The organism is Pseudoalteromonas sp. S1650 (assembly GCF_005887195.1).
Classification (GTDB): Bacteria; Pseudomonadota; Gammaproteobacteria; order Enterobacterales; family Alteromonadaceae; genus Pseudoalteromonas; species Pseudoalteromonas simplex.
The window spans coordinates 1-22,806 of sequence record NZ_PNDF01000007.1; the positions used below are offsets into that span (position 1 = coordinate 1).

Here is a 22,806-nt window from a genome sequence, read left to right on the forward strand (position 1 = left end):
GGTGCTTTACGAGAAAGCGCTAAAAGCTGTTCAGATATGTTTGAATTCAATGTTATTAGCCGGTGATTTTATATAGCCTATATTAGATCAGATATTTAAGCGGAATGGTATAACATGTGCCTAAACCAAGGGACGCAAAAGAGCAGGCTTGCGCTCCTTCATCGCTAATTTTACCCTGCAATTTTACGCCGCTAAGGGGGCGTTGGTATTTTCTGGAGTGTGGTGATGTTAAATCAAATTGAACAATGGATTGATCAAAAAAATATTGAATTCAAAGAGCAAAGGGTTTGTTGCTCTCAATTTTTTGACGATTTTGAAGGTTTTTACTCTTTGTCATTTTTAAAGCAAGCGTACTTTGTAGTCGTAGATAAGATTCCAAAACCAAATTTTCCCGAATTACGACAAATGGGGTTGGGAGATTTTATAGATATGGAAGTCGATGGCATCACATATAAAGACACTTATTATGTCCTTCCACACATAGCTTCAAATTTACGTATACATTTTCATGAACTAGTTCATGTAGCGCAATGGAACTATTTAGGAGCTGTTCCTTTTATGGAACGTTACATTAGTGAAATCCAAACATTAGGTTACGAGGGCGCACCCTTAGAAAAAATGGCATACGCCTTCGAACATCACTTCAGCAATGGTGGCGAGAAGATCGATGTACCTAGCTATGTAGCAGAAAAAATATAACAAGCCATTGCAGTGCGGGATTTTTAACAGTTTGCTTTCCATACAGCGTTCGTTATTTTAGCCAACTATTAATAGTCCCTGAATGGTTCGTTAGGCTGAATCGTTCTCGCCAAAGTAGGATATAATTTGAATATTTAAGATGAAATGAATATTTACTATGAGACTTTGAACGAAAGACCTGATATTGATTGGTTTCTTCAAGGTCACGTGGTGATTGAGTACATGCTTTGAAAGCGTCTAGAAGTATCAAACCCAAGTCTTGGCTATGAATTACGGAAAAGTAGTTTTCATCGCATACTTAATGCAGCATATATCAATGGGATTATTCATTTAAAATCAAAAGAGGTTATTGAACAAATCAATAAAATTAGAAATAAATATGCACACGAGCTTACTTTTAGACCCACGCTAGCAGACTGGTTTCATTTATGGGAATCAGCGCAAGCAGCATTTTCTGATATGACGGATGGTATTGAGCAAGGATTAGAGGAGCTGCGCAGTATAAATAAGCTGGAAGATGCAGATAAATTCCATCTTAATGAGCTTTTTGTTCAAATTTGCCACGATATATAATTTAGCCTAACAAGGCCGTTAATAAAGGACCAAAAGCTTGGCTTAGCTCATTCTTTGCACTTAATGAGAGCGAATAATCAAACACATAACAAAGATATGCACCGGAACTGCTGTCCTTCGTAGCAATTTATACGCAACGCTGCCGCTTCGTTAATATAAATTACAGCTTCAGTCCGCTGTTCAGTGATAACAGTGTTACCAAGGCCTTTCTTTTATACAGAGCCGACCTTCGGTTCTAAGTCATAAATGTACAGCGATGGGTTATAAATATAACAGCCCTAAAAACTAGTTAGCATAAATGCTCTAAAGATCTATTCTTCAGAGGTAGCTAAACAATGAGGTTCCTTCTTGAGCGTTTTGTTACGGAACGACCTTTATCAATACCTTTGTGCGCACAAGTTGCCTCTCTACATTCTTGGTAATAGACCAAAGGATATTTGCTTGATGTTCTTAACGGAAAATAATTCGTAATGATTTGTATATTCGGATGAGATAATAAGTTCGAATTAAAGAAGGCTTCGGTATGTGTATTTTAAATCCAGAAACTTTCTCATTCTGTATGCTTTGAATATATAGGCCTAAAGTACATTTTGATTTTTCGGTTCAATGCTCCATTGTTCCATAATATTGATGAAGGTCTTAAAGCCTACTAGAGAAAGTTTTCCGTAAGAAATAATAGTTCCTGGTTAGTAAAGGAAATACCAAGCCTTGATAGCTTAAAGATATTAATAAACCTAAATTATGCCTAATAAAGTAAGCAATAACTCATATATTGCCTACTTTATTATGTATCATGGTTGCTAGAACTTATAACTGAAGCCTACGGAAAATGTTTGTTGGTTAGGCATGCCCTCGGGTTTTGTTTCGGTGTTCCCTACATAAAATTTTGTCCCTTTATCTATAAAGACTTCAGCACCATTTCATAGCTTTTCGTTAGTGATCATTTAGCCAAAGGCTCGTGCAAGTCAAACTTCTAACTTCAATGAATAATGGCTCTGCATTGGTGTTACTATTTAATCAAAATCTAATCGTGCCTGAGATTCTCATTTTGAGTGGCAATCGCCAAAATCACTCTTGCTTTGCTGTATAGACTGGCGTAACTTGATACTGGTACGATGAGTCTATAAGAATAAAAAGGTCAAACGTGACGATTAAACAAGAATCGGTGTTTATTAAACTCGCCGAAAGCCAAACTTTACATTTACGCCGTATCAGTAAGACTGATGTGAAAGGCCCTGCGGTGTTTTTTATGCATGGTGCCGTTGAAAATGGCAAAATCTTTTACACCCACAGCAATAAAGGTTTAGCACCATTTTTAGCTGAGCATGGCTATGTTTGCTATGTGGCTGATTTGCGTGGTCGTGGTGAGAGTAAACCTGCGATTTCAAAGCATGCAAAGTATGGTCAAACCGAGGCTATTTTAGAAGATATCCCCGCATTTCTAGATAAAATTAAACAGCTTGAAGGCGAGCCCGCTCGTTATTGGGTGGCGCACTCATGGGGTGGGGTGTTAATGAACAGTGTGTTTGCCCGTTTTCCTGAGTTGATTGATGATGTGAAAGCCTGCGGCTATTTTGGTTCTAAACGGTCTTTGTATAACCATCACCCAAGCAAGTATATTCAAGGTAATTTAATTTGGTATGGGTTGGCGCCCTTAGTTGCCCGTAAGCATGGCTTTGTGCCGGCTAAAAAGCTGAAATGGGGCAGTGATGATGAAACCCGTAAGTCACATTATCAAAGTATGCAGTGGGCTAAGCGTAAACCTTGGGTCGATACTGACGATGGCTTTGATTACGCCAACGCATTAGCTGATAAGGCACTGCCGCCCATTATGCATGTGGCGGGTGTTAAAGATAAAGCCCTATGCCAGCCGATTGATATTGAAAAATTTATGGAAGAGTCAGGCATCGGCAAGCAAACGATGACCATTTATGGCCGTAAGTTTGGCCATAAGGTCGATTATGATCACATTAATATGCTTACTCACCCACAGGCGCGTTTTGATCAGTTTGTTGACTTGTTGAACTGGTTTGAGACTCACGCATAAGTGTGTGCATTGCGCTCTGGTAGCGTTTGTATTTCTCTAATGCTTTATCAGTTAACGGCTGTCTTACAGCCGTTTTGCTGAGTGTTGCCACCGGTTTTTTTGACTTATAAAAATCTAAAAACTGTGTGTTGTACTCGATGTTTAAGAACTTACACAGGGCTGTTAGTGTTTGTTCGCTGTCACTGATAAGTGCTTCATAGCTTAAATCAAAAACCGCTTCTGGCATCACGTTTTGCCAATGCTCCATTAACTGCTGATACAAATCAAAGTACTGTTTAAACTCTGGGAGTGAACAAAAATAAGGTTCGTTTTCAGCAAAATAGTTGCTAAACACCGACCACGCAATTGCATCATATTCGCGCTGCATATTAATAAACTTGGCGTTAGGAAAGAGTAAGTAAATCAATCCAAGTGACTGATAGTTAGCAGGTAGCTTGTTGATCATAAAAGGGCGCACAACTGGCGCTTGTTTTATTCGTTCAATATAAATATTGCGGGCATTGTTAATTAGCCCTTGGTTTAGCTCTGCTAGGCAATCTGGGTAGGGGAGTTGCGTTTGTTGTTCAAGGTATGCAACAACCTGATTACTGATACTGGCATCTTCGCCAAGGCTGGCAAAGTCATTGTGGCTTGCCAGCATTTGCTCTACCAGCGTTGAGCCACTTCTTGGCATGCCAATTATAAAAATGGGGGTAATTGTGCCTGTAAATGTTTTGTCTCTGGCATCAATTAGCTCAGCTGTATTTTGCTCTATGATGCGCTGATAAAAAGGCACTAAGTCAAGGGTTTTAAACTGCGTGAGTTTTGTTTGTAGCTTATTAGCTAGGCTGAAGTAGTTAAAAGCTTGTTCTGTATCATTTAACTGATCATAGCTTTTACCAAGGGCATAATAACACACCATTTTTAAACGCAGATTATTGGTTAAAGTTAAAAACTGGTGTAGCTCATTTATGTAATTTTGTTCGTTGTTAAAGCGCCCAAACTGTACTAGTTCAAATAAAATGTACGCCGTCACTGGGTAATTTCCCATACCGAGTGCATGCTTTAAAATACTGTACGCTTTGTCTAACTCACCATAAGTTAAATAATGCTGGGCAAGGTAGTAATGTGGCTCAGGGTTATGGCTGGCAATTGATTTAGCATATTCGAGTACAGTTAAGGCATCTTGCGGTGAATGCACGCCATTAAAAGCATCGGCAAGGGCATGGAGTGGTTCAAGCATGTGCGGTAGTCGTTCACAGGCTCTTTGTAAAAGGTAAACAGCGGCATCATAACGTTCTAAACGCAGTGCAATGCGGCCCAATCCAAATAACGCTTCGCCATTTTCAGGATCTGAATCGAGAAGGGTTTTAAAATGAAATTCGGCCTCTTTAAGCTTGTTTTCATTCAGTAGTTGATTCGCTTTTTCTAACAGCATAGGAATGGCGGGTTATTTGTTATTTTTATTTACTATAAAACGAAAAAGGCGAAATGTCTTTCGCCTTGGTTAACTATAAATATCCAGAAAAAATCCGGGGTATCGACTTTCTAGGTTGATTGCTCAACCTAGAAATTTAGAAAGTATAGGTAGCTTTCACGTAATAGAAGCCGCCGTTGATACCATATGGCGACGTTTCGTAGTATTTACCACCCCAGTTATTGTTAGGGATGCCAGTACTATCGAAGAAATCAAGTTTCTCTGCTTCTTGGTCGAATAAGTTTGTAGCACCAACAGAGAAGCTAAGCTCTTCAGTTAGGAAGTAAGTCACTTCTGCATCAATGGTTACTGCAGCATCAGCTGTTTTCGCTGTTGCATCGTAATCTACGTGAACACCTTGGTATTCGCCATAGTAGTTAACACGTGTAAATGCAGAGAAGCTCTCCCATTGTTGTGCCCAGCTAAGTGTTGCACGGTGGTTTGGTAAGTCATTTTCTAAACGGCTTACTTTAAATTCACCAGTAATGTCTGTTGACTTAGTTACTTCAGTGTCGTTCCAGTTGTACGCTAAGCTGAATGTTGAGCTACCGCCTAACAAATCAGTTGAGTAGTTAGCTACTGCATCAATACCTTGCGTTGTTGTATCGAAGTCATTGGTGAAGAAGCTTACTTGCGCTAAGTTTTGTACGTTTGGCACGCCTGCTGCTTCAAGTGTGTCTTTATCTGCTTGACTTAATTCAATTTTATCTGATTGACTGATACGGTCATCTACTTGGATGTTGTAGTAGTCAACTGTGAAGAATAAGTCGCCAAGTGTCCATACTGCACCAAACGTGTAGCTTTGAGACTCTTCAGGTTGTAGCTCTGTACCACCTAATTGCACTGCAATTGGGTTTGTTGGTGGTAAAAGTGCCGAGTCAACAAGTACACCGCTGCTTAGGTTAGTTTGAACGTTACTTACGTTTGCTTGACCAACAGTTGGTGCACGGAAACCAGTACTGATTGAACCACGAATGTTCAAGTCTTCAGTTACGTGGTATTGACCCGTTAACTTGTAGTTAGTAGTTGAACCAAATGAATCATAATCTTCATAACGTAGTGCTAAGCCCATTAAGAAGTCTTCTGTGAATGGTGCTTCAACATCAACGTATGCAGCATAGTTACGACGTGTATACTCGCCCGCATCAGATGGTTTGAAACCAGGGAAACCGTTCGAGCCGATACCAAAACCTTGTTCTGTTAGTGGGCCAGCTGTGAAAGACGCTTCGTCACCAGAAACAACTGTGAATGTTTCTTCGTGCCATTCTAGACCACCGGCAACGTTTACATCGTAAGCTAAACCAAAGTCAAAACCTTTTGATAAATCAGCATTAAAGTTTTTCTCTAACTGTGAGTATTTACCTGGGCTGAAATCGCGCGGGCTTTCTGGACCTAATGACGCATTGATTGTGTCATAGATGAAGTAGCGTGATTCGTTGTAACCAACTGTACCGCTTAAGTCATAGTATGCACCTTCAAGGAAACCAGATGTGATTTCACCTTTAGTACCAATTGTTAATGCAGTATCTGTGATGTTACCACCGAAGTTAGGTGTAAAACCGCCCGGAAGCATTTCGTTAAACGCAAAACAGTCTGGGTTGTTAGCAACTTCATCGATGTATCTTTGGTTATCTAAAACGTTGTCATCAATCATGATATCGGTAGGACAGTTACCGCTCATATCGCCAGTTAAATCACCAACAAGCAGTGTTTCACCGCCGTCATTTGAGTAAACACCTGGGCGAGTGTGTGGGTTACGATAGTAGAAACCACCACGTACATCACGCTCAGAGTAGTTACCAAACATGTAGAATTCAGATGAATTACTTAACTCAAGACCGATGTTACCAAAGATAGTAATATCATCATCAACTTCTGGTGCACCCCAAACTTGTGCTAACGAAGATACTTCAGGCACACCTGCGGCATCTAGTGCGGCTGCATCAGGGCGTTGTACTGAGCGGCTAGTCGCATCAGCTGTTTTATATTGGAAGCTTAAGTTAGCAAAACCACTATCGGTAAACGGTAGACCCACGTTACCAGAAATTTGCGTTGTATCTCCATCGCCTTCGTAGTATTCACCTTGACGTATTTCGAATGAGCCGCCTTCAGAGGCATCTTTTAATACAAAGTTCATTACACCCGCGATTGCATCAGAACCATACTGTGCAGCAGCACCATCACGAAGTACTTCTACTTGCTTTAAGGCAATACTTGGAATAACAGAGATATCGGCACCTTGAGCACCATCATTAATACCACCGCCTAAGAAAGCGATAACAGATGCACGGTGACGGCGTTTACCATTAACAAGTACTAAAGTACTGTCAGAAGGAAGGCCACGTAAGTTAGCTGGGCGAACAAGTGACGCAGCATCACTAATTGGGTTTTGGTGAACGTTAAAAGAAGGAACGGAGCCTTTTAAAAGCTCAAGCATATCGGTGTTACCACCTTTATCTAGCTCTTCACCACCAATGATATCAATGGGTACTGGTGAATCACCGATTGAACGTGGTGCTGAACGAGTACCCACCACGGCAATTTTCTCTACATTTTTGTTAACTTTCGTCTCTTCAGCTGCTTGCTCTGCAGCAACAACCGAACCCGACACAAACAGGCCTGCTGTTGTTGTCGCTAAAGCAAATTTAATTGCTTGTTGTAGCGCATTATTTTTGAATTTCATTCCGACTTCCCCAGTTAGAATAGTTATGATTATGTCACCAAATAAAGTATTAGAACTTGGTGTAAATCTCTTATACATCCTGTAAATAATTTTTGCAAATTGTTAATTTTATGTTGTTTTGTGGGTGTTTCTTTGTTTTTTGTCGTTCTTTTGTGGATTATCTTATTGAAAGTAAAGAGGATAATTTATTCTCGGTATTGGGTTTTAGCGTAAGAAAATATATAAATTATGCAAAAATAATTAGATAGAAGGTTTTTTTGGATGGTTTTTGAACGACTTTTGATTTGGAACGGTCTATTAAGCTTGTTGTGAATTATTGCTTAACCGCCATTGTTGCAGTTTTTCTCGGTATTCATCCCATACACATGGGCAACAGCTACCACCTCCACAACACTCATCTGAAGCTGGTTTTTTGGGTTTTGGCTCAGCTTGTTGTTTAGGTTGGTTCATTTTTAATACTGAAAAATAGTTACGAATAGAGTATTAAGGATAAAGTAAAATCTAATATAAGTAAATTATGCTTTGTGAACGTCGCATGCTGTGTGAAAATAACTAAATGCGATTATATAAAGTTATTCATCGAGCCCCATTTCGAGTGGCTAAAATTACCAAAAAGCGTCAAACATTACGTTTTAAGCGCGCTATGGTAGCACTCAAAATCGCACTTGCCCAAGAAAAGCAAGAAACAAAAGAAATGCTTCATATCTATAGACGATACACCCAAGGCCAAGCTACTAAAGAAGAGTTACATACTGCTAATGAGCAGTTTTTAGATATCTTAAAAGGGCTTGGTTTAGGTGTGTTTGCAGTTTTACCCTTTGCGCCTATTACTATTCCTTTGGTTGTAAAGCTGGGGCAATGGGTTGGTGTCGATGTGCTACCTAGTTCATTCAATATTAATAAGTCAATTAAAGAGCTGGATCAACAAGTAGCAAAAGAAGAAAAAGAGAAACAAAACAAAGACTGATTAGGTTTTTTATCTGATTTTGCCTATACCTTTTGTATCAAGATATTGGTATGCTTAAATACCTTTTCTTTATATCGAGTCGTTTAATGAGTTCATTAATTCGCCATTCTTCTTCGGGAATCCCCCTGTCATTTATTGCTAAAGCTGACCTATCAACGTGGTTAACCGAGCAGCCGCAAGCCTTACAAAATTGGCTAACAAATTGTGATTTTAAAAACAAAGGCATGGCCTTAGTTGCTAATAATGAAACCGGCTCACTTGAGCATGTTTATTGTCTGGTAAATGATTTACAAGACTTTTGGTTAGCAGGTGACTTATCAACAAAATTGCCTGCAGGTTGTTACCAAATACAAGGTGATGAAAAGTTTGTAGAGCAAGTAACACTGGGCTTTGTGTTAGGCGGTTACGAGTTTAGTGAATATAAAGAAAAACCTTCGCCACGCGCTACCCTTGCCATTAAAGACGAATCGTTAGTAAAGCGTTTATCTCAGTATGCAAGTGCAATTAATTTAGTGCGTGATTTAGTGAATACGCCTGCTGCGGATATGATGCCGCAGCATTTATCACAAGTAATGGCTGATTTAGCTGATACCTTTGATGGTGAGTTCAGTGAGTGGGTGGGTGATGAATTATTAGAGCAAAACTACCCAACGATTCATATGGTTGGTCGTGCGTCTGAGAATAAACCTCGCTTACTTGATCTACGTTGGGGCGCAAAAGATGCACCGCAAATTACCTTAGTCGGTAAAGGCGTGTGTTTTGATTCTGGCGGTTTAGATTTGAAACCAAGCTCAGGGATGCGCAACATGAAAAAAGACATGGGCGGTGCGGCACATGTTATTGGCCTTGCGCAGTTAATTATGGCTGCCAACTTACCAATTCGCTTACGTGTTCTGGTACCTGCGGTTGAAAATGCGGTTTCTCGAAATGCATTTAGACCGGGTGATGTGATCAAAACTCGTAAAGGGATCACAGTCGAAATTGATAACACAGACGCTGAGGGCCGTTTAGTGCTGTGTGATGCACTTGCTGAAGCACAAAATGATAACCCCGATCTTATCGTTGACTTTGCAACCTTAACTGGTGCTTGTCGTGTAGCCCTAGGTACAGAATTACCTGGCTTTTTCGCAAATAACCGTGAAGTGGCTAATAAACTGATGGATGCAGGTGAAAGCTGTCATGATCCTGTATGGCAACTGCCGTTATTTGATCAATACAAAGCATTATTAAAAAGTGACGTAGCAGATATTGCTAATTGTGCTTCCACTCCATTTGGTGGTGCGATCACCGCGGCACTTTACTTAAAAGAGTTTATTGAACCAAGTACGCCATGGGTTCACTTTGATGTGATGGCCTGGAACTTACGTGCATTACCGGGTCGTCCTGCAGGCGGTGAGGCACTGGGTATTCGTGCTGTGTTCAACTACCTACAAGATCGCTTCCAATAAGTTAAAGCTGGTAAAGCTCTAACGGTAAATCATCGGGATCGGCAAAAAACGTAAATTGCTTCCCGGTGATTTCATCCACTCTTATTTCTTCAACCGAAATGCCTTGTTGTTCTAAATAATGCTTAGATTTTGCAATATCGGCGACTTTAAACGCCAAATGGCGTAGCCCTTGTGCTTCTGGATAGCTTGGTCTCGGTGGCGCTCCAGGAAACGAAAAAAGCTCTATTTGGCTGCCATCAGGAAGTGCTAAATCTAATTTATACGAGTCACGTTCAGCGCGGTATTGTTCGTGAATGATTGGTAGCTTTAATATTTCATTATAAAAATGCTTTGATTTTTCATAGTTGCTACAGATGATTGCAGTATGATGTATGCCTAATAGTTCCATTAATTAATCCTTTTATGCCCATAAAAAAACGCGGACTCAGCCGCGCTTCTCTATAAATGATAGGAGTATTACTGTGCCGCTTTACATGCTGCAACAGCCGGTGCAACCAGTTCAAGACCTGTTTTATCACACTCAGGTAGAGCTGCATCAGAAACCGAGATAGGTGTTACACGCTCGCCCCATTTAATGTAACTCGCCGCCCAAGTTAAACCAGCACCAAAGGCTGCTGACATAATGTTTGAGTTAGGTTTGATAAGCCCTTGCTCAACCGCTTCACAAATGGCAATCGCAATTGTTGCAGCAGAGGTATTACCGTAATCGGCAATGTTCACCATTACTTTTTCGTCAGCTACTTTCAAACGTTGCTGAATAGCTTGGATAATACGTAAATTGGCTTGGTGAGGAACTAATACGTCAATGTCATCAAGCTCTAACTGCGCTTGGTTCAGCACGTCGTCACAAGCTTCGCTCATCCCTTTAACAGCACGTTTGAAGATTTCGCGACCTTCGAATAATAAGTTAGACGGGCCAATTGGCTCGTACTTATTTAAATCGCTACCGAAGTTTTCGATATGCAGAATGTCGCGATCTTCACTGTCGCAACCTGTTTTAGTGGCAAGTAAACCTGATGGTGTGTCTGAGGCTTCTAATACCACGGCACCAGCACCATCACCGAATAATACAGCACTGTCGCGACGTGCCCAGTTGATGTACCACGTCATACGTTCAGCGGCAATAACGACTGCTTTTTTGATCATACCTGCACGAATTTGTGCCGTTGCTGCTTGTAATGCATATAAAAAGCCTGAACATGCAGCGTTTGTGTCCATTGCTGCAGCGCCAATCGCGCCAATGTTTTTTTGCACTAAAGAGGCCGTATTTGCCACCATAGTTGATGGTGTACAAGTCGCAAGAAGTACAAGATCAATGTCTTTACCATCAACACCAGCACAAGCAAGCGCTTGCTTTGCGGCAACGGTCGCTAAATCGGCAGTAGAAACATGGCTGACACGGCGAGATTTGATGCCTGTACGTGTTGTGATCCATTCGTCATTGGTATCAACAATATTGCTAATTTCATCATTGCTGATGCTTGCTGGTGGTATACATTTACCCCAGCCAGTAATTTGGGCATAAGACATAATGTGTTCTCTTTATGTGGTCAGACTTGTTAAATTTTCCCGAAGTTATATCAAAATTCACTTGTTAACACTAGTTCATTGCCGCGCTATGTCGTAAATAATGGCATTTACTCAGTATTTAAGTTAAACCTAGTATAAAAAAGAGGCGATTATGAAAAAAATAAATCTAAAAATAAGCACATTATCGGTACTATCTTTGTTATCTACGTTTGTGGTTAATGCACAAACCACCCTTATTCATGCAGGAAAGGTACTTGTTGGCACTGAACAGAGTGTTAAAGAGCAGCAAACGTTGGTTATTGAAGGTAATAAAATTGCTGCAATAAAAGCAGGCTACTTAACAACACAGCAGTTAGACCTCAGTGATGCAGATGTTATTGATTTAAAAAGTCAGATGGTCTTGCCGGGTCTAATTGATATGCACGTTCATGTTACCTTTGAGCGAGATGCAAAGCGTAACCCACATCAATGGGTCACTGAATACGAAGCAGATTATGCACTACGTTCTTTAAAATACTTAAAACACACGGTTAATGCGGGTTTTACCTCTGTGCGCGACCTAGGTAGCAGCTATCAAGTTATCTTCCCTTTAAAACGAGCGGTTGAGCGTGGCGACATTGTTGGCCCGCGCATTTTTGCAGCAGGTGATATGATCACACCGACCGGCGGCCACGCTGACATGCATGGCTATCGCCGTGATATTACCAAAGCGACAGAGGGTGGGGGATTAGGTGTGTGTGATGGTGCTGACGATTGTACTCGTGCGGTACGCGATGTAATTAAAAGTGGTGCCGATGTGATCAAAATTACTGCAACAGGGGGTGTTTTAAGTAATACAGCGGCCGGGGTTAATCAGCAATTTACTGATGAAGAACTCAGTGCCATTGTTAACACTGCTCATCATTTAGGCCGAAAAGTCACCGCTCATGCTCATGGCACAGAAGGTGTAAAAGCAGCCCTCAGAGCGGGTGTTGATTCAATCGAACATGGCTCTTTTTTAGATACAGACACGGTTAAGCTTTTTAAAAAGCAAGACGCGTATTTAGTTCCAACCTTACTCGCTGGCGCGACAGTAAAAGAAGAAGTGCTAAATAACCCGAATATGCCAAAAGCTATTGCTGAGAAGGTTGAATTTGTGGCGCCAAAAATGGAAGAGTCGTTTAAATTAGCATTAAAAAACAAGGTTAAAATAGCCTTTGGTACAGATTCTGGCGTATCTAAGCATGGTGATAATGCTAAAGAGTTCGAGTTATTAGTTAAATATGGCATGACACCAAAACAAGCTATTAAATCAGCCACCGTTGAAGCTGCTAAACTATTAGGTCAAAGTCATAACCTCGGTGACTTGAGTGTTGGTAAACAAGCAGATATTATCAGCGTTAATATGAATGTGCTTGATAACATTAGTGAACTTAGTCAGGTTCAGTTTGTTATGAAGGGCGGTAAAGTGCTCAAACAGTAAGGGTTACTATGGGCGGTAAAATTAAAGAGACGTTATTTAATCATTTAATTGATGCTGAGCGGCAGCTACTTGAGCCAGAAGTTCGGCAATCTGCTGAAGCGCTCGATGCATTACTTGATGATGATTTTATTGAAATAGCTGCTGATGGTACGTCTTTTAATAAGTTCCAAGTGTTAACCCGTCTGCCAACTGAGGTAGTACCGCAGTTTTATAATCAACACTTTAAAGGTCGAATGCTCAGTGATGATATTGCACAGCTGAGCTATCAAGCAGCCTTTAGACGTTCTGCGCGGTCAGAGTTTAATTACTCCATTCGAATGTCACTGTGGCGTTTTAATGGTAAACAATGGCAAATGGTGTTTCATCAAGGAACGCCTTGTGCTGTTTTTACAATTTCAATGGACGATGATTAAGTTTTAAAGAGTCCGTTATGCAAACCGATCCGGCGATTAGTCGCCTACTAATTTTAAGAAGCGCCGCAATCGCCGTACAATTTGTCGCTGTTATTGCGGTGTACTTTCTATTTGAATACCAAATCCCCTTACTGCCTTTACTTGCTGTTATTTGTGTTGAAGCAATCTTTCAGCTGTTAAGTATATTCGCTTATAGAAAAGTAACCAAAGCCAGACCAGCCGCTGTACTGATGCAGCTGACAGCCGATTTACTGTTTTTAACGATTTTGCTTTCATTAAGTGGCGGGGCTACCAATGCATTTGTGTCGTTATTACTGTTACCGATAATGATCGCTGCGGTCTCTGTTAATGCGAAAGGGCTTGCTTATACCTCAGTGCTGGCAATCGCCGCTTATAGCTTTTTACTGATAAATATGCCTGAGCACACCATGCACCAAATGCAGATGACGCATCATTTTATTGGTATGTGGATTAACTTTGTTATTAGCGCCATTGTTATTGCTTTTGTTATTGGTACATTAAACAGTACATTGAGAGCAAGAGAAGCCACCATTGCACGAACTCGTGAGCAACAATTAAGGCATGAGCAATTATTAACGCTTGATGGCGCTGCTGCACAAGTAACGCACCAACTTGCAACGCCTATCGCAAACTTACAGCTGTTATTTGAAGAACTTAAAGAACAACAAGCTGATGACCCCATTGTACAAGAAATGGCTAAGCCATTAGCCCAGTGTAAAGAGCAGCTTGCTCATTTTAGGTCACTTTCAAATGCCTTAAGGACCGGTCAAACACGGCAAGTGATCAGCGCTGAAACACTACAAAGCACCATTCAAGATGCGATGACACTGCATTTTCCGGAGCAAAACTTACAGTGGCTAAATAACGCCCCTGATTGTTCGATTTTAAGTGATGCCATGCTGTTACCGGCTATTTTAAACTTGCTGCAAAACGCCGTATCGGCGAATAACCATAATCAGCAATACTGCGTAGAAGCTAAGTGGCACATAGATCAGCAAACAGTTTCATTGTCGTTACGTGATTTCGGTCAAGGTTTTAGCGAACAACAAATGGCATCATTAGGTGGCCAACTCATGCCAAGTAACAATGGTATGGGGATGGCAGTTATGCTTTCGAATGTGACTTTAGAGCGCTTAAATGGCTCATTAACACTAAGCAATCACCCACAGCAAGGTGCAATTGCGATGGTTAGTTTAAAAATTGTATGAAACTTTTAATTATTGAAGACGATGAAAATCTTGCCAGCACACTGGCAAGGCGTTTTACAAAACAAGGCTTCACATGTTCACTTGCTCATAACGCTGAGCAAGCTTTACAGCATATAACCACTTTTGAGGCGAGCCATTTTCTGGTGGATTTAAAACTCGGGGATGATAACGGCCTTGCGCTAATTAAACCCTTAAGAGAACAACTTCCTTCAGCTCGTATTGTGTTACTCACTGGGTTTGCCAGTATTGCCAGTGCAGTCGAAGCCATACGATTAGGTGCTGACGACTATTTACCAAAACCTGTCGATTTTAATTCACTTTTAAAAACAATCTTGGGAGACGCCGAGGTAAACCTATCACTTGAAGAATCAAAGCCAAACAAAATTATGTCGCCAGAGCGCCTTGAGTGGGAGCATATCCAACATGTTTTGCACAGTAACGATGGTAATATTTCCGAAACTGCGCGCCAACTGAATATGCACAGAAGAACATTGCAGCGTAAATTACAGAAAAAACCAGTTAAGCAGTAAAGTGATTATTAACGTAAGTAAAATAATTAGAAGGCGTAAATCAGTACAGGATTGAATTCTAAATAGGTACAAAATTACGTGTTTTAAATTTGCTGCATCGCTGATCCTTAACTAAAGTCATGTTAAACCTAATCGTTGTATGAGTCTGGTGTATGCATTTTTATCAACTTAACTTTTTCGCAATTTTTTTTGCAGGTCTTGCTTCATTCTTATTGGGAATTGTCTGGTATTCACCTTGGTTATTTAAGCGTATTTGGATGGAGAGCTGTGGTCTAACTGAGTTAGATTTGCAACAAATTAATCCATTTAAAGTTTTTGGTAGCAGTTTAATATTATGCTGTTTGATCTCATTTAGCTTTTCATTATTTGTTGGGCCCAATGTTGCTGTTGGGGTGGCTGTTGGTACAGGTTTTATAATTGGTTTATGTTGGGTAAGCCTTGCTATAGGCATAGGCTACATATTCGAGCAGCGGCCGTTAAAACTGTTTTTGGTAAATTCAGGTTATGCTATTTTACAATTTTCATTAATTGGCTTGGTTTTGGGTCTCTGGTCATAGCGTGATAGCATGCACTTTTTGAAATAATAAATGGATTAATGGCAAAACCAAATAAAAAAGGGCCAACTAAAACGGTCGATATTTTTTGTTCACAATGTAAAACGCAGTTATTTAAATACCGTAAAGGTGGAAAAGGCGCGTTGGTTAAATGTTTTGTTGAACGGATTAGCCAAGATTTTACCAATGACACCGGTATTTGCCCTGACTGCCAACGCCCATTTGCCCGCCAGACCATGATCCGTGGTACTCCAGCTTTAAAAATAATCGGTGGTAAGGTGACACATAAATAGAATTAAAATACGGACATTTATCCTCGTTTCTTACTCATGCTCTGATACTATTGACCGGTTTGCTGTTTCAATGAATGAAAACAACCCTCCCCATGGATTGGGCCAGTTGTATGGGTATAAACATATGAACAAAATGGACTCACGCACGTGATAGCACTTTTATTTGATATAATTGGCATGACAGGCACATTCTTAGTGGTTGGTGCTTTCTTTTTACTACAACTGAATAAAGCATCGCCAACCGGCCTTGTGTATAACATGATGAACTTAACGGGCGCAATTCTGTTACTGATCAGTCTTTGTTATAACTTTAACCTTGCTAGTTTTGTTATTGAGATTTTCTGGATAGCGGCGTCACTTATTGGATTATATAAGTACATCAAAGCAAAGCGTACTGGAAATGTTGAAACAGCTTAATTAAGCTTGGCTCATTAAAACAGACGTTTTTAGAAACCCATTTACAGTTGAAAATGGGTTTTTTTGTCGCTATTTAAGAAAACTTTATAAACTAAAATTATAAAAACATTGCAAGCTTACCAATCTTTTGTATTAATAGTGTAAACATGGTGTTGCTTTTGCAACACGGGCTATAAGTACAGGTATCGCTTACCGTGGATCTTTTCAGATGTTCAGCACTTTTTACTATTGCAGTTGCCTCAACCTCGCCAGTGGTTGCAAACGCGGCTGAAGAGCAAGACTTATTTTCTTTAAGTTTTGAAGACTTACTTAATGTTCAAGTCGATATAGCAAGTAAAACCAACGAAACTTTGTCATCAGTCCCTTCTACAATAAGTGTTTTTAGTCGTAAGCAAATTCAAGCATTAGGGGTTGATAACGCCTACGAAGTGATGAATTTTGTGCCTGGTATGCAATCAACTCGAGGTGATTGGGTAGGGGCGGTGCCTAAAGATCATGCTCGGGGCGTTTATCTAGATAGCGGTAATGTTTTGGTGATGATAAATGGTGAGCGAGTTAATGAATCATCATTTGGTAAGGCTTCTGTTTACATGCCTTATATTCCTATTGAAATCATTGAAAAAATAGAGTTTATTCGCGGTCCAGGCTCGGCTCTGTATGGCAGTAATGCGTTTTTAGGGGTGATGAATATTGTTACCTCTAAAGAGCGAAATACACTGCAACTTGTGCTTGGCAATAATGCTCGCTACGGGGCAACAGGGCAGTTCAATACCTCTTTAAGTGATGATACATCACTCTTTGCGAGTTTTTCGTATGATCAAAAAGACGGCGAAAGCTACCCGCAAGGAGTAAAAGATCCTCTTGAGGCGCTTTACCTAGAAGCAGGTGTTGATTACAAAAAGCTGCAATTACGTGCTCGTTACAACGAAACCTCTCTTGATGAATTTTTAAACCTTGCCGGCTATTCAACGCAAAATCAACACACCAGTGATAACACCTTTGTTGGCGTTAAATATAACTGGATTGATAACGATAAGTTAAAGCTAGATTCTAGTTACTCATTCACAAAGCATAATATTTCAAGTGCAGGGTTAATCGCTACATTTGACGATATACCAGACTTTCTCGTTGGCCCTGCGTGGCAAACAACTGACAGTAAATTCGAAACTGAGCTAAGTTATCAATTCGATAACCAATGGCAGCTTGCTGCGGGAATTGAATACTCAGAAGCTAAGCAAACTGAAGCAGGAGTTCGCACGTCTTATTATGATTTCGATTCAGAACAAATAATTATCGACCCTGCCTTTGAACAGCAAGGGATCGTGTCTGTGATGGACTTTCCTGAGTTTTCGTCACTTAAGTTTACATTCGAAACCTTGAGTGCTTATGGACAGCTAAAAATACCATACTCAGATGCACTTACTTTATTTATTGGCGCACGCTATGACGATGTGAATGACATCGACAGTAAACTTTCTCCACGTCTTGCGGGTGTCTATAAAATAAATTCAGAACATACTGTTAAGCTGCAATATGGTGAATCGTTTAGAACACCGGTTACCAATGAGCTTTTTTCAAATGATGATGTGACAATTGGTAACCCATCGCTTCGCTCTGAGTCGATAAAAACCACTGAACTTGTTTGGCATTATAAAACCTCAGAGTTACAAGCTAATGCAGTGCTTTTTTATAATGAACTTAATGATTTTATAAATATTGAGCCAACATTATCAGATGATGCATTGTTTACCTTTACAAACTCATTCAACACCCAAAACAGTGGTATCGAGCTTGATAGCACTTGGCAATCAAGTAAAAATTTTTCGATTACAGGCACTTATACGCAATACTTTGAAGATCCCATCAATGCGAGCTTTAAGCGCTTTGCAAGCATAATCAGTAGTTATAACTTATCTGATTCATGGCAGGTGAGCTTAAACTTATTGTGGCGCGATACAGTTGAAGTAAGCTCAGAGACAGGTGCTCACTTTAAACAATCTGCTTACAGCTTATTGGGTGGCAGTTTAAAATGGCAGTTAAACAACAACAGCCAACTAATGCTAAAAGCAGAAAATTTGTTAGGAAAAAAATACAACGCATTTGATCCTCGCATTGACGATGGCGCAGTCGCTGGTACAACTGAGGAATTATCGTTACACTACCAATTCAATTTCTAGTTGTCCTGTTCGTAAGGTTTGAATGTCGTCATTAAGTAAAAAATTTATTGCAGCAGGTGTATTGCTAATAATGCTGTTAATATTAGTTTTTTATCTCGGTAGAAGCCATGATTACGAACAAGCTCAGCATCAAAGTCAAACACAAGCTACTCAGCTAAGCCATTATATCGCCAGTGAATTAGCACGATTTAAAACCATTCCTAGCTTAGTAAGTGCCAATGATTTGGTAAAATCATTTATTGTCGAAAAAGGTGCTGGTGGAGATGCGGTCAATGATTATCTTGAAGATATTCAACGAGCGAGTGGGGCTTCAGATGTTTACGTAATGGATTTGTCAGGCACTGTTTTAGCAAGTAGTAACTGGCAAGTTGACTATACTTTCTTAGGAAGTAATTTTGCTTTTCGGCCGTATTTTTATTTAGCCAAACAAGGTGAAAAAGTTGCTTATTTTGCTTTGGGTATGCGCTCTAGTGAGCGAGGCTTTTATTTTTCTGAGCCGTTATTTTATCAAGGCGAGGTGGTTGCGGTAGTGGCACTAAAAGTTAATGCCAAAAAATTTGAACAAGACCGCCAGCTACTCAATGCATCAGACACTTCACATTTCTACATTGCTCTTGAAGACAACGTTATTGTTATGTCTGATGTAGCTGATTGGCGTTTAAAGTCACTTAAGCCCCTTGATAATCAACAAATGGCTGCATTAGTTAAATCGCGCCGATATCTGTCACATAAACCCACTTTACTGCCCTATACCCATAAACCTCTAAATGAACAAACCATACTGCAAAAAGTTTTATTAAACGGTAAGCAATCGCGCTTTATTAGTGCTGTTGAAAGCATTGAAATCATTAACGCCAAAGCGAGTGTGTTGGTGGATGTGACGAATGTCGAGCTTGCACAAATCCCTAGGCTTCTTTGGTTTAGTGTGTTTTATGCTATTGCGGTAGTACTTATTCATACGGCAATGGTACGTTTTGCTGGTTATAAAAAGCTATTGTTTTCTAGGCACAGTCTTGAGCAAGAGGTTATAGAACGTACTCAGGCTCTTGAAAAGGCTCAAAAAGCGCTGATCCAAACAGCTAAACTTGCGACTATTGGTCAGTTAAGTGCTGGCATTAACCATGAAATCAATCAGCCATTAAGTGCCATGAATACCTACTTAGTGAGTGCAAAAAGGTTACTTATCAAAGGAAATATTGAGCAAGCCAGCGAAAATTTAGTTTTGGTGCAGTCGTTAATAGAGCGTGTACACAAAATTGTTGCACAGCTAAAGCATTTTAGTAAACCGGCACAAACTCAACTGAGACAGCAAAGCTTAGCGAGTATGTTAAAAAATGCCTTAATGATTGCAAGCGCACAGTTAAAGCAAGATGATATCGAAGTTAAAGCTGCAGATATTGATGCAAACATAACAGTATGGGTCGACAGCGTTAAGTTTGAGCAAGTCTTGGTTAACGTGATCACTAATGCCAGCCAAGCAATGAGTGAATCTGACAAACGCGAACTGAGCTTTGAGCTTGAACTGTTTGACGACCGAGTAAAGCTATCAATTCTCGATACTGGCCCGGGTATTGATCAACATGCATTAGGTAATATCTTTGAGCCATTTTATAGCACTAAAACCAGCAATGGTTTAGGCCTGGGCTTGTCTATTTCAAGGCAAATAATCGACTCATTTAATGGCCGCCTAACGGCCCATAACCGCCCTAAGGGCGGAGCACAATTTATTATAACTTTACAAACTAACAAGGAAACATCATGAGTGAAGTTGCAGCGACCTGTGATCAGGTAATCGTTATCGATGACGAAGCGGTGATCCGTGATTCATTGAAGCAGCTCCTTGAGATTGAAGGTTATCAAGTTCAGTGTTTTAGTGAGCCTACAGCGGCACTTTCAAAATTAAGTCGTCGCTTCGAAGGTATTGTACTAAGCGACATAAACATGCCAAAAATGGATGGCTTGGCATTTTTAGAGCAAGTTAAAGCCTTTGATAGCGAGCTACCGGTTATTTTTCTTACCGGCTTTGCTGATGTATCTGTGGCCGTTAAAGCCATGCAGCTTGGTGCTTATGATCTATTTGAAAAGCCGCTAACTGAGCAGTTATTAGATTGTATTGCTCGTGCTTCAGAAAAACGTGCGTTAGTAATGGAAAACCGCGCCTTAAAAATTGCTGTTGAAAAAACGTCTGCGCCCGGTGTGCGTATTTTGGGTGAAACCGAACAAATGCAACAAATGATGCATTTACTTAATGCGGTAATCGATACGCCAGCAGATGTGCTAATAGAAGGTGAAACTGGTACAGGTAAAGAGTTAGTTGCTCGCTATTTACACGATCAAAGTAATCGTTCAGCGGCTAATTTTGTTGCTATAAACTGCGGCGCAATACCTGAGCAACTTATTGAAAGTGAGCTTTTTGGTGCAGCCAGTGGTGCATACACAGGGGCGACACAATCTCGCCAAGGTAAGTTTGAATTTGCCAAAGGCGGCACTGTCTTTTTAGATGAAATAGAGTCTACGCCTGCGAGTTTACAAGTAAAGTTGTTGAGGGTGCTTGAAGAGCGCAAAGTAACCCCTGTAGGCGATAACCACGCCATTGATTTAGATGTACGTATAGTTGCTGCTACCAAAGTAGACTTAATGACACTAGTCGAAGCAGGGGAGTTTAGAGCCGATTTATATTACCGCCTAAATTTAGTAAAAGTGAGTATTCCGGCATTACGTGATAGAAAAGCTGATATTCCACTGCTTTTTAAACACTTCAGCTCGATAGCGGCGACACGTTTTCATAAGCCGCCTGCGCCATTGAGTAGTGAAGCTAAACAACGACTCCTTGCGTATGATTGGCCGGGAAATGTGCGAGAGCTTAGAAATCAGGCTGAACGTGCGGTATTGCTAGGTTCTGATCTGGCTTTTGCTTCTTACAGCGACACAAATAATCAAAATGAACTTGCTCAAGATCTAAGTCTTGCCGAGAAGATTAGCTTCTATGAGCAGTCACTCATCGAAGAAGCGCTAGAGCGAAACAACGGCAGCATAAAAGAGACTATGGCTACATTACAAATTGCCCGTAAAACCCTTTACGACAAGATGACCAAGTACGGTATTAATCGCGAAATGTTCAAAGACTAAGCAACTCTCTCACATTAAACTCTTCACAATGGGTGGAACTGGTGACAGCACACTTTTAAAAATGTGTGGATATCCACCCATAAAAAACAGCCTCTTTTACGTCAACAAAGTTAATTTACTGTTATTTAACAGCTTTTTTGAAATTATCTAAGTTGGCAACCAACTTGCCTTAATAGTTAGGAACAACAATTTGAACCTAATAAGGGGCGCATAATGACAACAATATTCACTCATACAAAAACACGCGTAGCAGCGGCTGTGATTTTAGCGAGCACAACTTGCTCAGCAATGGCAGCAGACTACGCGGTATACGGTAAAGCAGAAGTTCAAATAGCAAACACAGATACAGGCGCTATGCGCTATGTTGATGAAGGTACGCAAATCGAAGCACCTTTTTCGCGCATTGGTATTAAAGGTAGTCACAAATTAACAGAGTCACTTAAAGCAGTATTCAAATACGAAGTACAAGTAAAAGGCTTTGAGCATGATGATACAAATGAGCCATTTTCAGCTCGTAATACTTACTTAGGCCTTGCAGGCGATTTTGGTGAAGTGGTTGTCGGTCGTAACGACACGCGTTTTAAATACTCAGAAGGTAAAGTAGACGGTTTTAACGAAACCCAAGCAGATATTGCACAGCTGATCCCTGGTCAAGACCGTATCGGCGATACCATTACCTACAGCTCAAAAACATACGGTGGCGCATCACTTGCACTAACTTATGCTCCAAAAGATGACAGCAGCAACGATGAAGATGGTTTTGCGGCAACGGTTATTTATGGTGACCGTGCATTAAAATCTAAAGACTACTATGTCGCTATCAGCCATGTTGATGCACTTAACAAGTTGACGGCAAGCCGTGTTGTTGCCGCATGGAAACTTGAAAACCTACAGTTAGCGGGTTTATTCCAGCGCAGTGAATCTACCGACGGTACGAAAGAAGGCAATGGCTATGCACTTAGCGCAAGCTATGCAATCGATAAATGGGTACCTAAGCTGCAATATGTTAAAGACGACTCAAAAATTCGCCATGGTGAAGAAGGTAAACAATGGACAGCAGGTGTTGACTATGTGTTCGATAAACAAACCACTGCTTACTTATTCTATACTGATTTAGATTTAGAACTTGAATCAGATAACAGCGTTGCACTTGGCCTTAAATACAAGTTCTAAGGAGTCGGTATGTCATTAGTAAATCA

At 40.4% G+C, this 22,806-nt stretch carries 20 protein-coding genes; 15 read left to right on the forward strand and 5 right to left on the reverse strand.

All coding sequences use genetic code 11. The annotated features are described in order from the left end of the window. Positions 1-225 precede the first annotated feature (225 nt). Positions 226-699 (forward strand): hypothetical protein, encoded by a 474-nt coding sequence (locus tag CWB80_RS00400; RefSeq protein WP_138599854.1) that lies wholly within the window; start codon positions 226-228, stop codon positions 697-699. A 1,717-nt stretch (positions 700-2,416) separates the two neighbouring features. Further along, positions 2,417-3,319, forward strand: a complete 903-nt coding sequence (locus CWB80_RS00405) for an alpha/beta fold hydrolase (protein ID WP_054552115.1) — start codon at positions 2,417-2,419, stop codon at positions 3,317-3,319. Here CWB80_RS00405 and CWB80_RS00410 read toward each other — a convergent pair. The 3 genes from CWB80_RS00410 to CWB80_RS00420 all read right to left on the reverse strand — a co-directional run bounded on the left by CWB80_RS00410 (position 3,252) and on the right by CWB80_RS00420 (position 7,908). Continuing rightward, complete coding sequence (locus CWB80_RS00410; protein ID WP_138599853.1) at positions 3,252-4,736, reverse strand: tetratricopeptide repeat-containing sulfotransferase family protein; 1,485 nt, start codon at positions 4,734-4,736, stop codon at positions 3,252-3,254. The two genes, CWB80_RS00405 and CWB80_RS00410, sit on opposite strands and share 68 nt — an antisense overlap. A gap of 136 nt (positions 4,737-4,872) precedes the next feature. Then, on the reverse strand, positions 4,873-7,458 hold the full coding sequence (locus CWB80_RS00415) for a TonB-dependent receptor plug domain-containing protein (protein WP_138599852.1): 2,586 nt from the start codon (positions 7,456-7,458) through the stop codon (positions 4,873-4,875). Positions 7,459-7,755: 297 nt separating this feature from the next. Continuing rightward, positions 7,756-7,908, reverse strand: coding sequence for an oxidoreductase-like domain-containing protein (locus CWB80_RS00420; protein WP_138599851.1), 153 nt, complete (start codon positions 7,906-7,908; stop codon positions 7,756-7,758). 106 nt (positions 7,909-8,014) lie between these two features. Between CWB80_RS00420 and CWB80_RS00425 the strand changes: the two genes are divergently transcribed. Together CWB80_RS00425 and CWB80_RS00430 are read left to right on the forward strand one after the other, a co-directional pair. After that, positions 8,015-8,425 (forward strand): hypothetical protein, encoded by a 411-nt coding sequence (locus CWB80_RS00425; RefSeq protein ID WP_054552118.1) that lies wholly within the window; start codon positions 8,015-8,017, stop codon positions 8,423-8,425. A gap of 86 nt (positions 8,426-8,511) precedes the next feature. After that, positions 8,512-9,873: a leucyl aminopeptidase family protein gene (locus tag CWB80_RS00430; protein ID WP_138599850.1), complete on the forward strand. Its 1,362-nt coding sequence runs from the start codon at positions 8,512-8,514 to the stop codon at positions 9,871-9,873. Between the two features lies 1 nt (position 9,874). Here the strand turns inward: CWB80_RS00430 and gloA2 are convergent, their stop codons facing one another. Beyond that, positions 9,875-10,261, reverse strand: a complete 387-nt coding sequence (gene gloA2 / locus CWB80_RS00435) for an SMU1112c/YaeR family gloxylase I-like metalloprotein (RefSeq protein WP_054552119.1) — start codon at positions 10,259-10,261, stop codon at positions 9,875-9,877. A 68-nt stretch (positions 10,262-10,329) separates the two neighbouring features. Continuing rightward, positions 10,330-11,403: a ketoacyl-ACP synthase III gene (locus tag CWB80_RS00440; protein ID WP_138599849.1), complete on the reverse strand. Its 1,074-nt coding sequence runs from the start codon at positions 11,401-11,403 to the stop codon at positions 10,330-10,332. Between the two features lie 160 nt (positions 11,404-11,563). On the opposite strand from CWB80_RS00440, the gene CWB80_RS00445 reads away from it, so the two are divergent. From CWB80_RS00445 to CWB80_RS00495, 11 genes are all read left to right on the forward strand, one after another. Beyond that, positions 11,564-12,865, forward strand: coding sequence for a metal-dependent hydrolase family protein (locus CWB80_RS00445; protein ID WP_349304222.1), 1,302 nt, complete (start codon positions 11,564-11,566; stop codon positions 12,863-12,865). Between the two features lie 8 nt (positions 12,866-12,873). Next, entirely contained in the window at positions 12,874-13,278 is a 405-nt protein-coding gene (locus CWB80_RS00450; RefSeq protein WP_054552122.1) for a nuclear transport factor 2 family protein, read from the forward strand. A gap of 17 nt (positions 13,279-13,295) precedes the next feature. After that, a complete protein-coding gene (locus CWB80_RS00455; protein WP_138599847.1) occupies positions 13,296-14,507 on the forward strand; it encodes a sensor histidine kinase in 1,212 nt (403 codons plus the stop codon). Beyond that, positions 14,504-15,037 carry a response regulator transcription factor gene (locus CWB80_RS00460; protein ID WP_138599846.1) on the forward strand — a complete coding sequence of 178 codons (534 nt, stop codon included), beginning with the start codon at positions 14,504-14,506 and terminating at the stop codon, positions 15,035-15,037. The genes CWB80_RS00455 and CWB80_RS00460 overlap by 4 nt, the downstream gene beginning before the upstream one ends. Before the next feature lie 152 nt (positions 15,038-15,189). After that, positions 15,190-15,594: a DUF1761 domain-containing protein gene (locus CWB80_RS00465; protein ID WP_054552125.1), complete on the forward strand. Its 405-nt coding sequence runs from the start codon at positions 15,190-15,192 to the stop codon at positions 15,592-15,594. 38 nt (positions 15,595-15,632) lie between these two features. Continuing rightward, positions 15,633-15,884, forward strand: a complete 252-nt coding sequence (locus tag CWB80_RS00470; RefSeq protein ID WP_054552126.1) for a hypothetical protein — start codon at positions 15,633-15,635, stop codon at positions 15,882-15,884. 147 nt (positions 15,885-16,031) lie between these two features. Further along, on the forward strand, positions 16,032-16,301 hold the full coding sequence (locus tag CWB80_RS00475; RefSeq protein ID WP_054552127.1) for a CBU_0592 family membrane protein: 270 nt from the start codon (positions 16,032-16,034) through the stop codon (positions 16,299-16,301). Between the two features lie 194 nt (positions 16,302-16,495). Then, positions 16,496-18,478, forward strand: a complete 1,983-nt coding sequence (locus CWB80_RS00480; protein WP_138599845.1) for a TonB-dependent receptor plug domain-containing protein — start codon at positions 16,496-16,498, stop codon at positions 18,476-18,478. A 22-nt stretch (positions 18,479-18,500) separates the two neighbouring features. After that, the gene (locus tag CWB80_RS00485) at positions 18,501-20,240 is read left to right on the forward strand and encodes a sensor histidine kinase (protein WP_138599844.1); all 1,740 of its coding nucleotides are present in this window, start codon (positions 18,501-18,503) and stop codon (positions 20,238-20,240) included. Beyond that, positions 20,237-21,607: a sigma-54-dependent transcriptional regulator gene (locus CWB80_RS00490; protein ID WP_138599843.1), complete on the forward strand. Its 1,371-nt coding sequence runs from the start codon at positions 20,237-20,239 to the stop codon at positions 21,605-21,607. The genes CWB80_RS00485 and CWB80_RS00490 overlap by 4 nt, the downstream gene beginning before the upstream one ends. Before the next feature lie 213 nt (positions 21,608-21,820). Beyond that, the gene (locus tag CWB80_RS00495) at positions 21,821-22,780 is read left to right on the forward strand and encodes a porin (RefSeq protein WP_138599842.1); all 960 of its coding nucleotides are present in this window, start codon (positions 21,821-21,823) and stop codon (positions 22,778-22,780) included. Positions 22,781-22,806: the final 26 nt, after the last annotated feature.

What these genes read in the sequence shown, in the direction of transcription:
- CWB80_RS00490 (WP_138599843.1), top strand. Translation starts at nt 20,237, where the DNA reads ATGAGTGAAGTTGCAGCGACCTGTGATCAGGTAATCGTTATCGATGAC.
- CWB80_RS00430 (WP_138599850.1), top strand. Translation starts at nt 8,512, where the DNA reads ATGAGTTCATTAATTCGCCATTCTTCTTCGGGAATCCCCCTGTCATTT.
- CWB80_RS00495 (WP_138599842.1), top strand. Translation starts at nt 21,821, where the DNA reads ATGACAACAATATTCACTCATACAAAAACACGCGTAGCAGCGGCTGTG.
- CWB80_RS00470 (WP_054552126.1), top strand. Translation starts at nt 15,633, where the DNA reads ATGGCAAAACCAAATAAAAAAGGGCCAACTAAAACGGTCGATATTTTT.
- CWB80_RS00465 (WP_054552125.1), top strand. Translation starts at nt 15,190, where the DNA reads ATGCATTTTTATCAACTTAACTTTTTCGCAATTTTTTTTGCAGGTCTT.
- CWB80_RS00415 (WP_138599852.1), bottom strand. Translation starts at nt 7,458, where the DNA reads ATGAAATTCAAAAATAATGCGCTACAACAAGCAATTAAATTTGCTTTA.
- CWB80_RS00450 (WP_054552122.1), top strand. Translation starts at nt 12,874, where the DNA reads ATGGGCGGTAAAATTAAAGAGACGTTATTTAATCATTTAATTGATGCT.
- CWB80_RS00485 (WP_138599844.1), top strand. Translation starts at nt 18,501, where the DNA reads ATGTCGTCATTAAGTAAAAAATTTATTGCAGCAGGTGTATTGCTAATA.
- CWB80_RS00455 (WP_138599847.1), top strand. Translation starts at nt 13,296, where the DNA reads ATGCAAACCGATCCGGCGATTAGTCGCCTACTAATTTTAAGAAGCGCC.
- CWB80_RS00425 (WP_054552118.1), top strand. Translation starts at nt 8,015, where the DNA reads ATGCGATTATATAAAGTTATTCATCGAGCCCCATTTCGAGTGGCTAAA.
- gloA2 (WP_054552119.1), bottom strand. Translation starts at nt 10,261, where the DNA reads ATGGAACTATTAGGCATACATCATACTGCAATCATCTGTAGCAACTAT.
- CWB80_RS00440 (WP_138599849.1), bottom strand. Translation starts at nt 11,403, where the DNA reads ATGTCTTATGCCCAAATTACTGGCTGGGGTAAATGTATACCACCAGCA.
- CWB80_RS00420 (WP_138599851.1), bottom strand. Translation starts at nt 7,908, where the DNA reads ATGAACCAACCTAAACAACAAGCTGAGCCAAAACCCAAAAAACCAGCT.
- CWB80_RS00410 (WP_138599853.1), bottom strand. Translation starts at nt 4,736, where the DNA reads ATGCTGTTAGAAAAAGCGAATCAACTACTGAATGAAAACAAGCTTAAA.
- CWB80_RS00460 (WP_138599846.1), top strand. Translation starts at nt 14,504, where the DNA reads ATGAAACTTTTAATTATTGAAGACGATGAAAATCTTGCCAGCACACTG.
- CWB80_RS00400 (WP_138599854.1), top strand. Translation starts at nt 226, where the DNA reads ATGTTAAATCAAATTGAACAATGGATTGATCAAAAAAATATTGAATTC.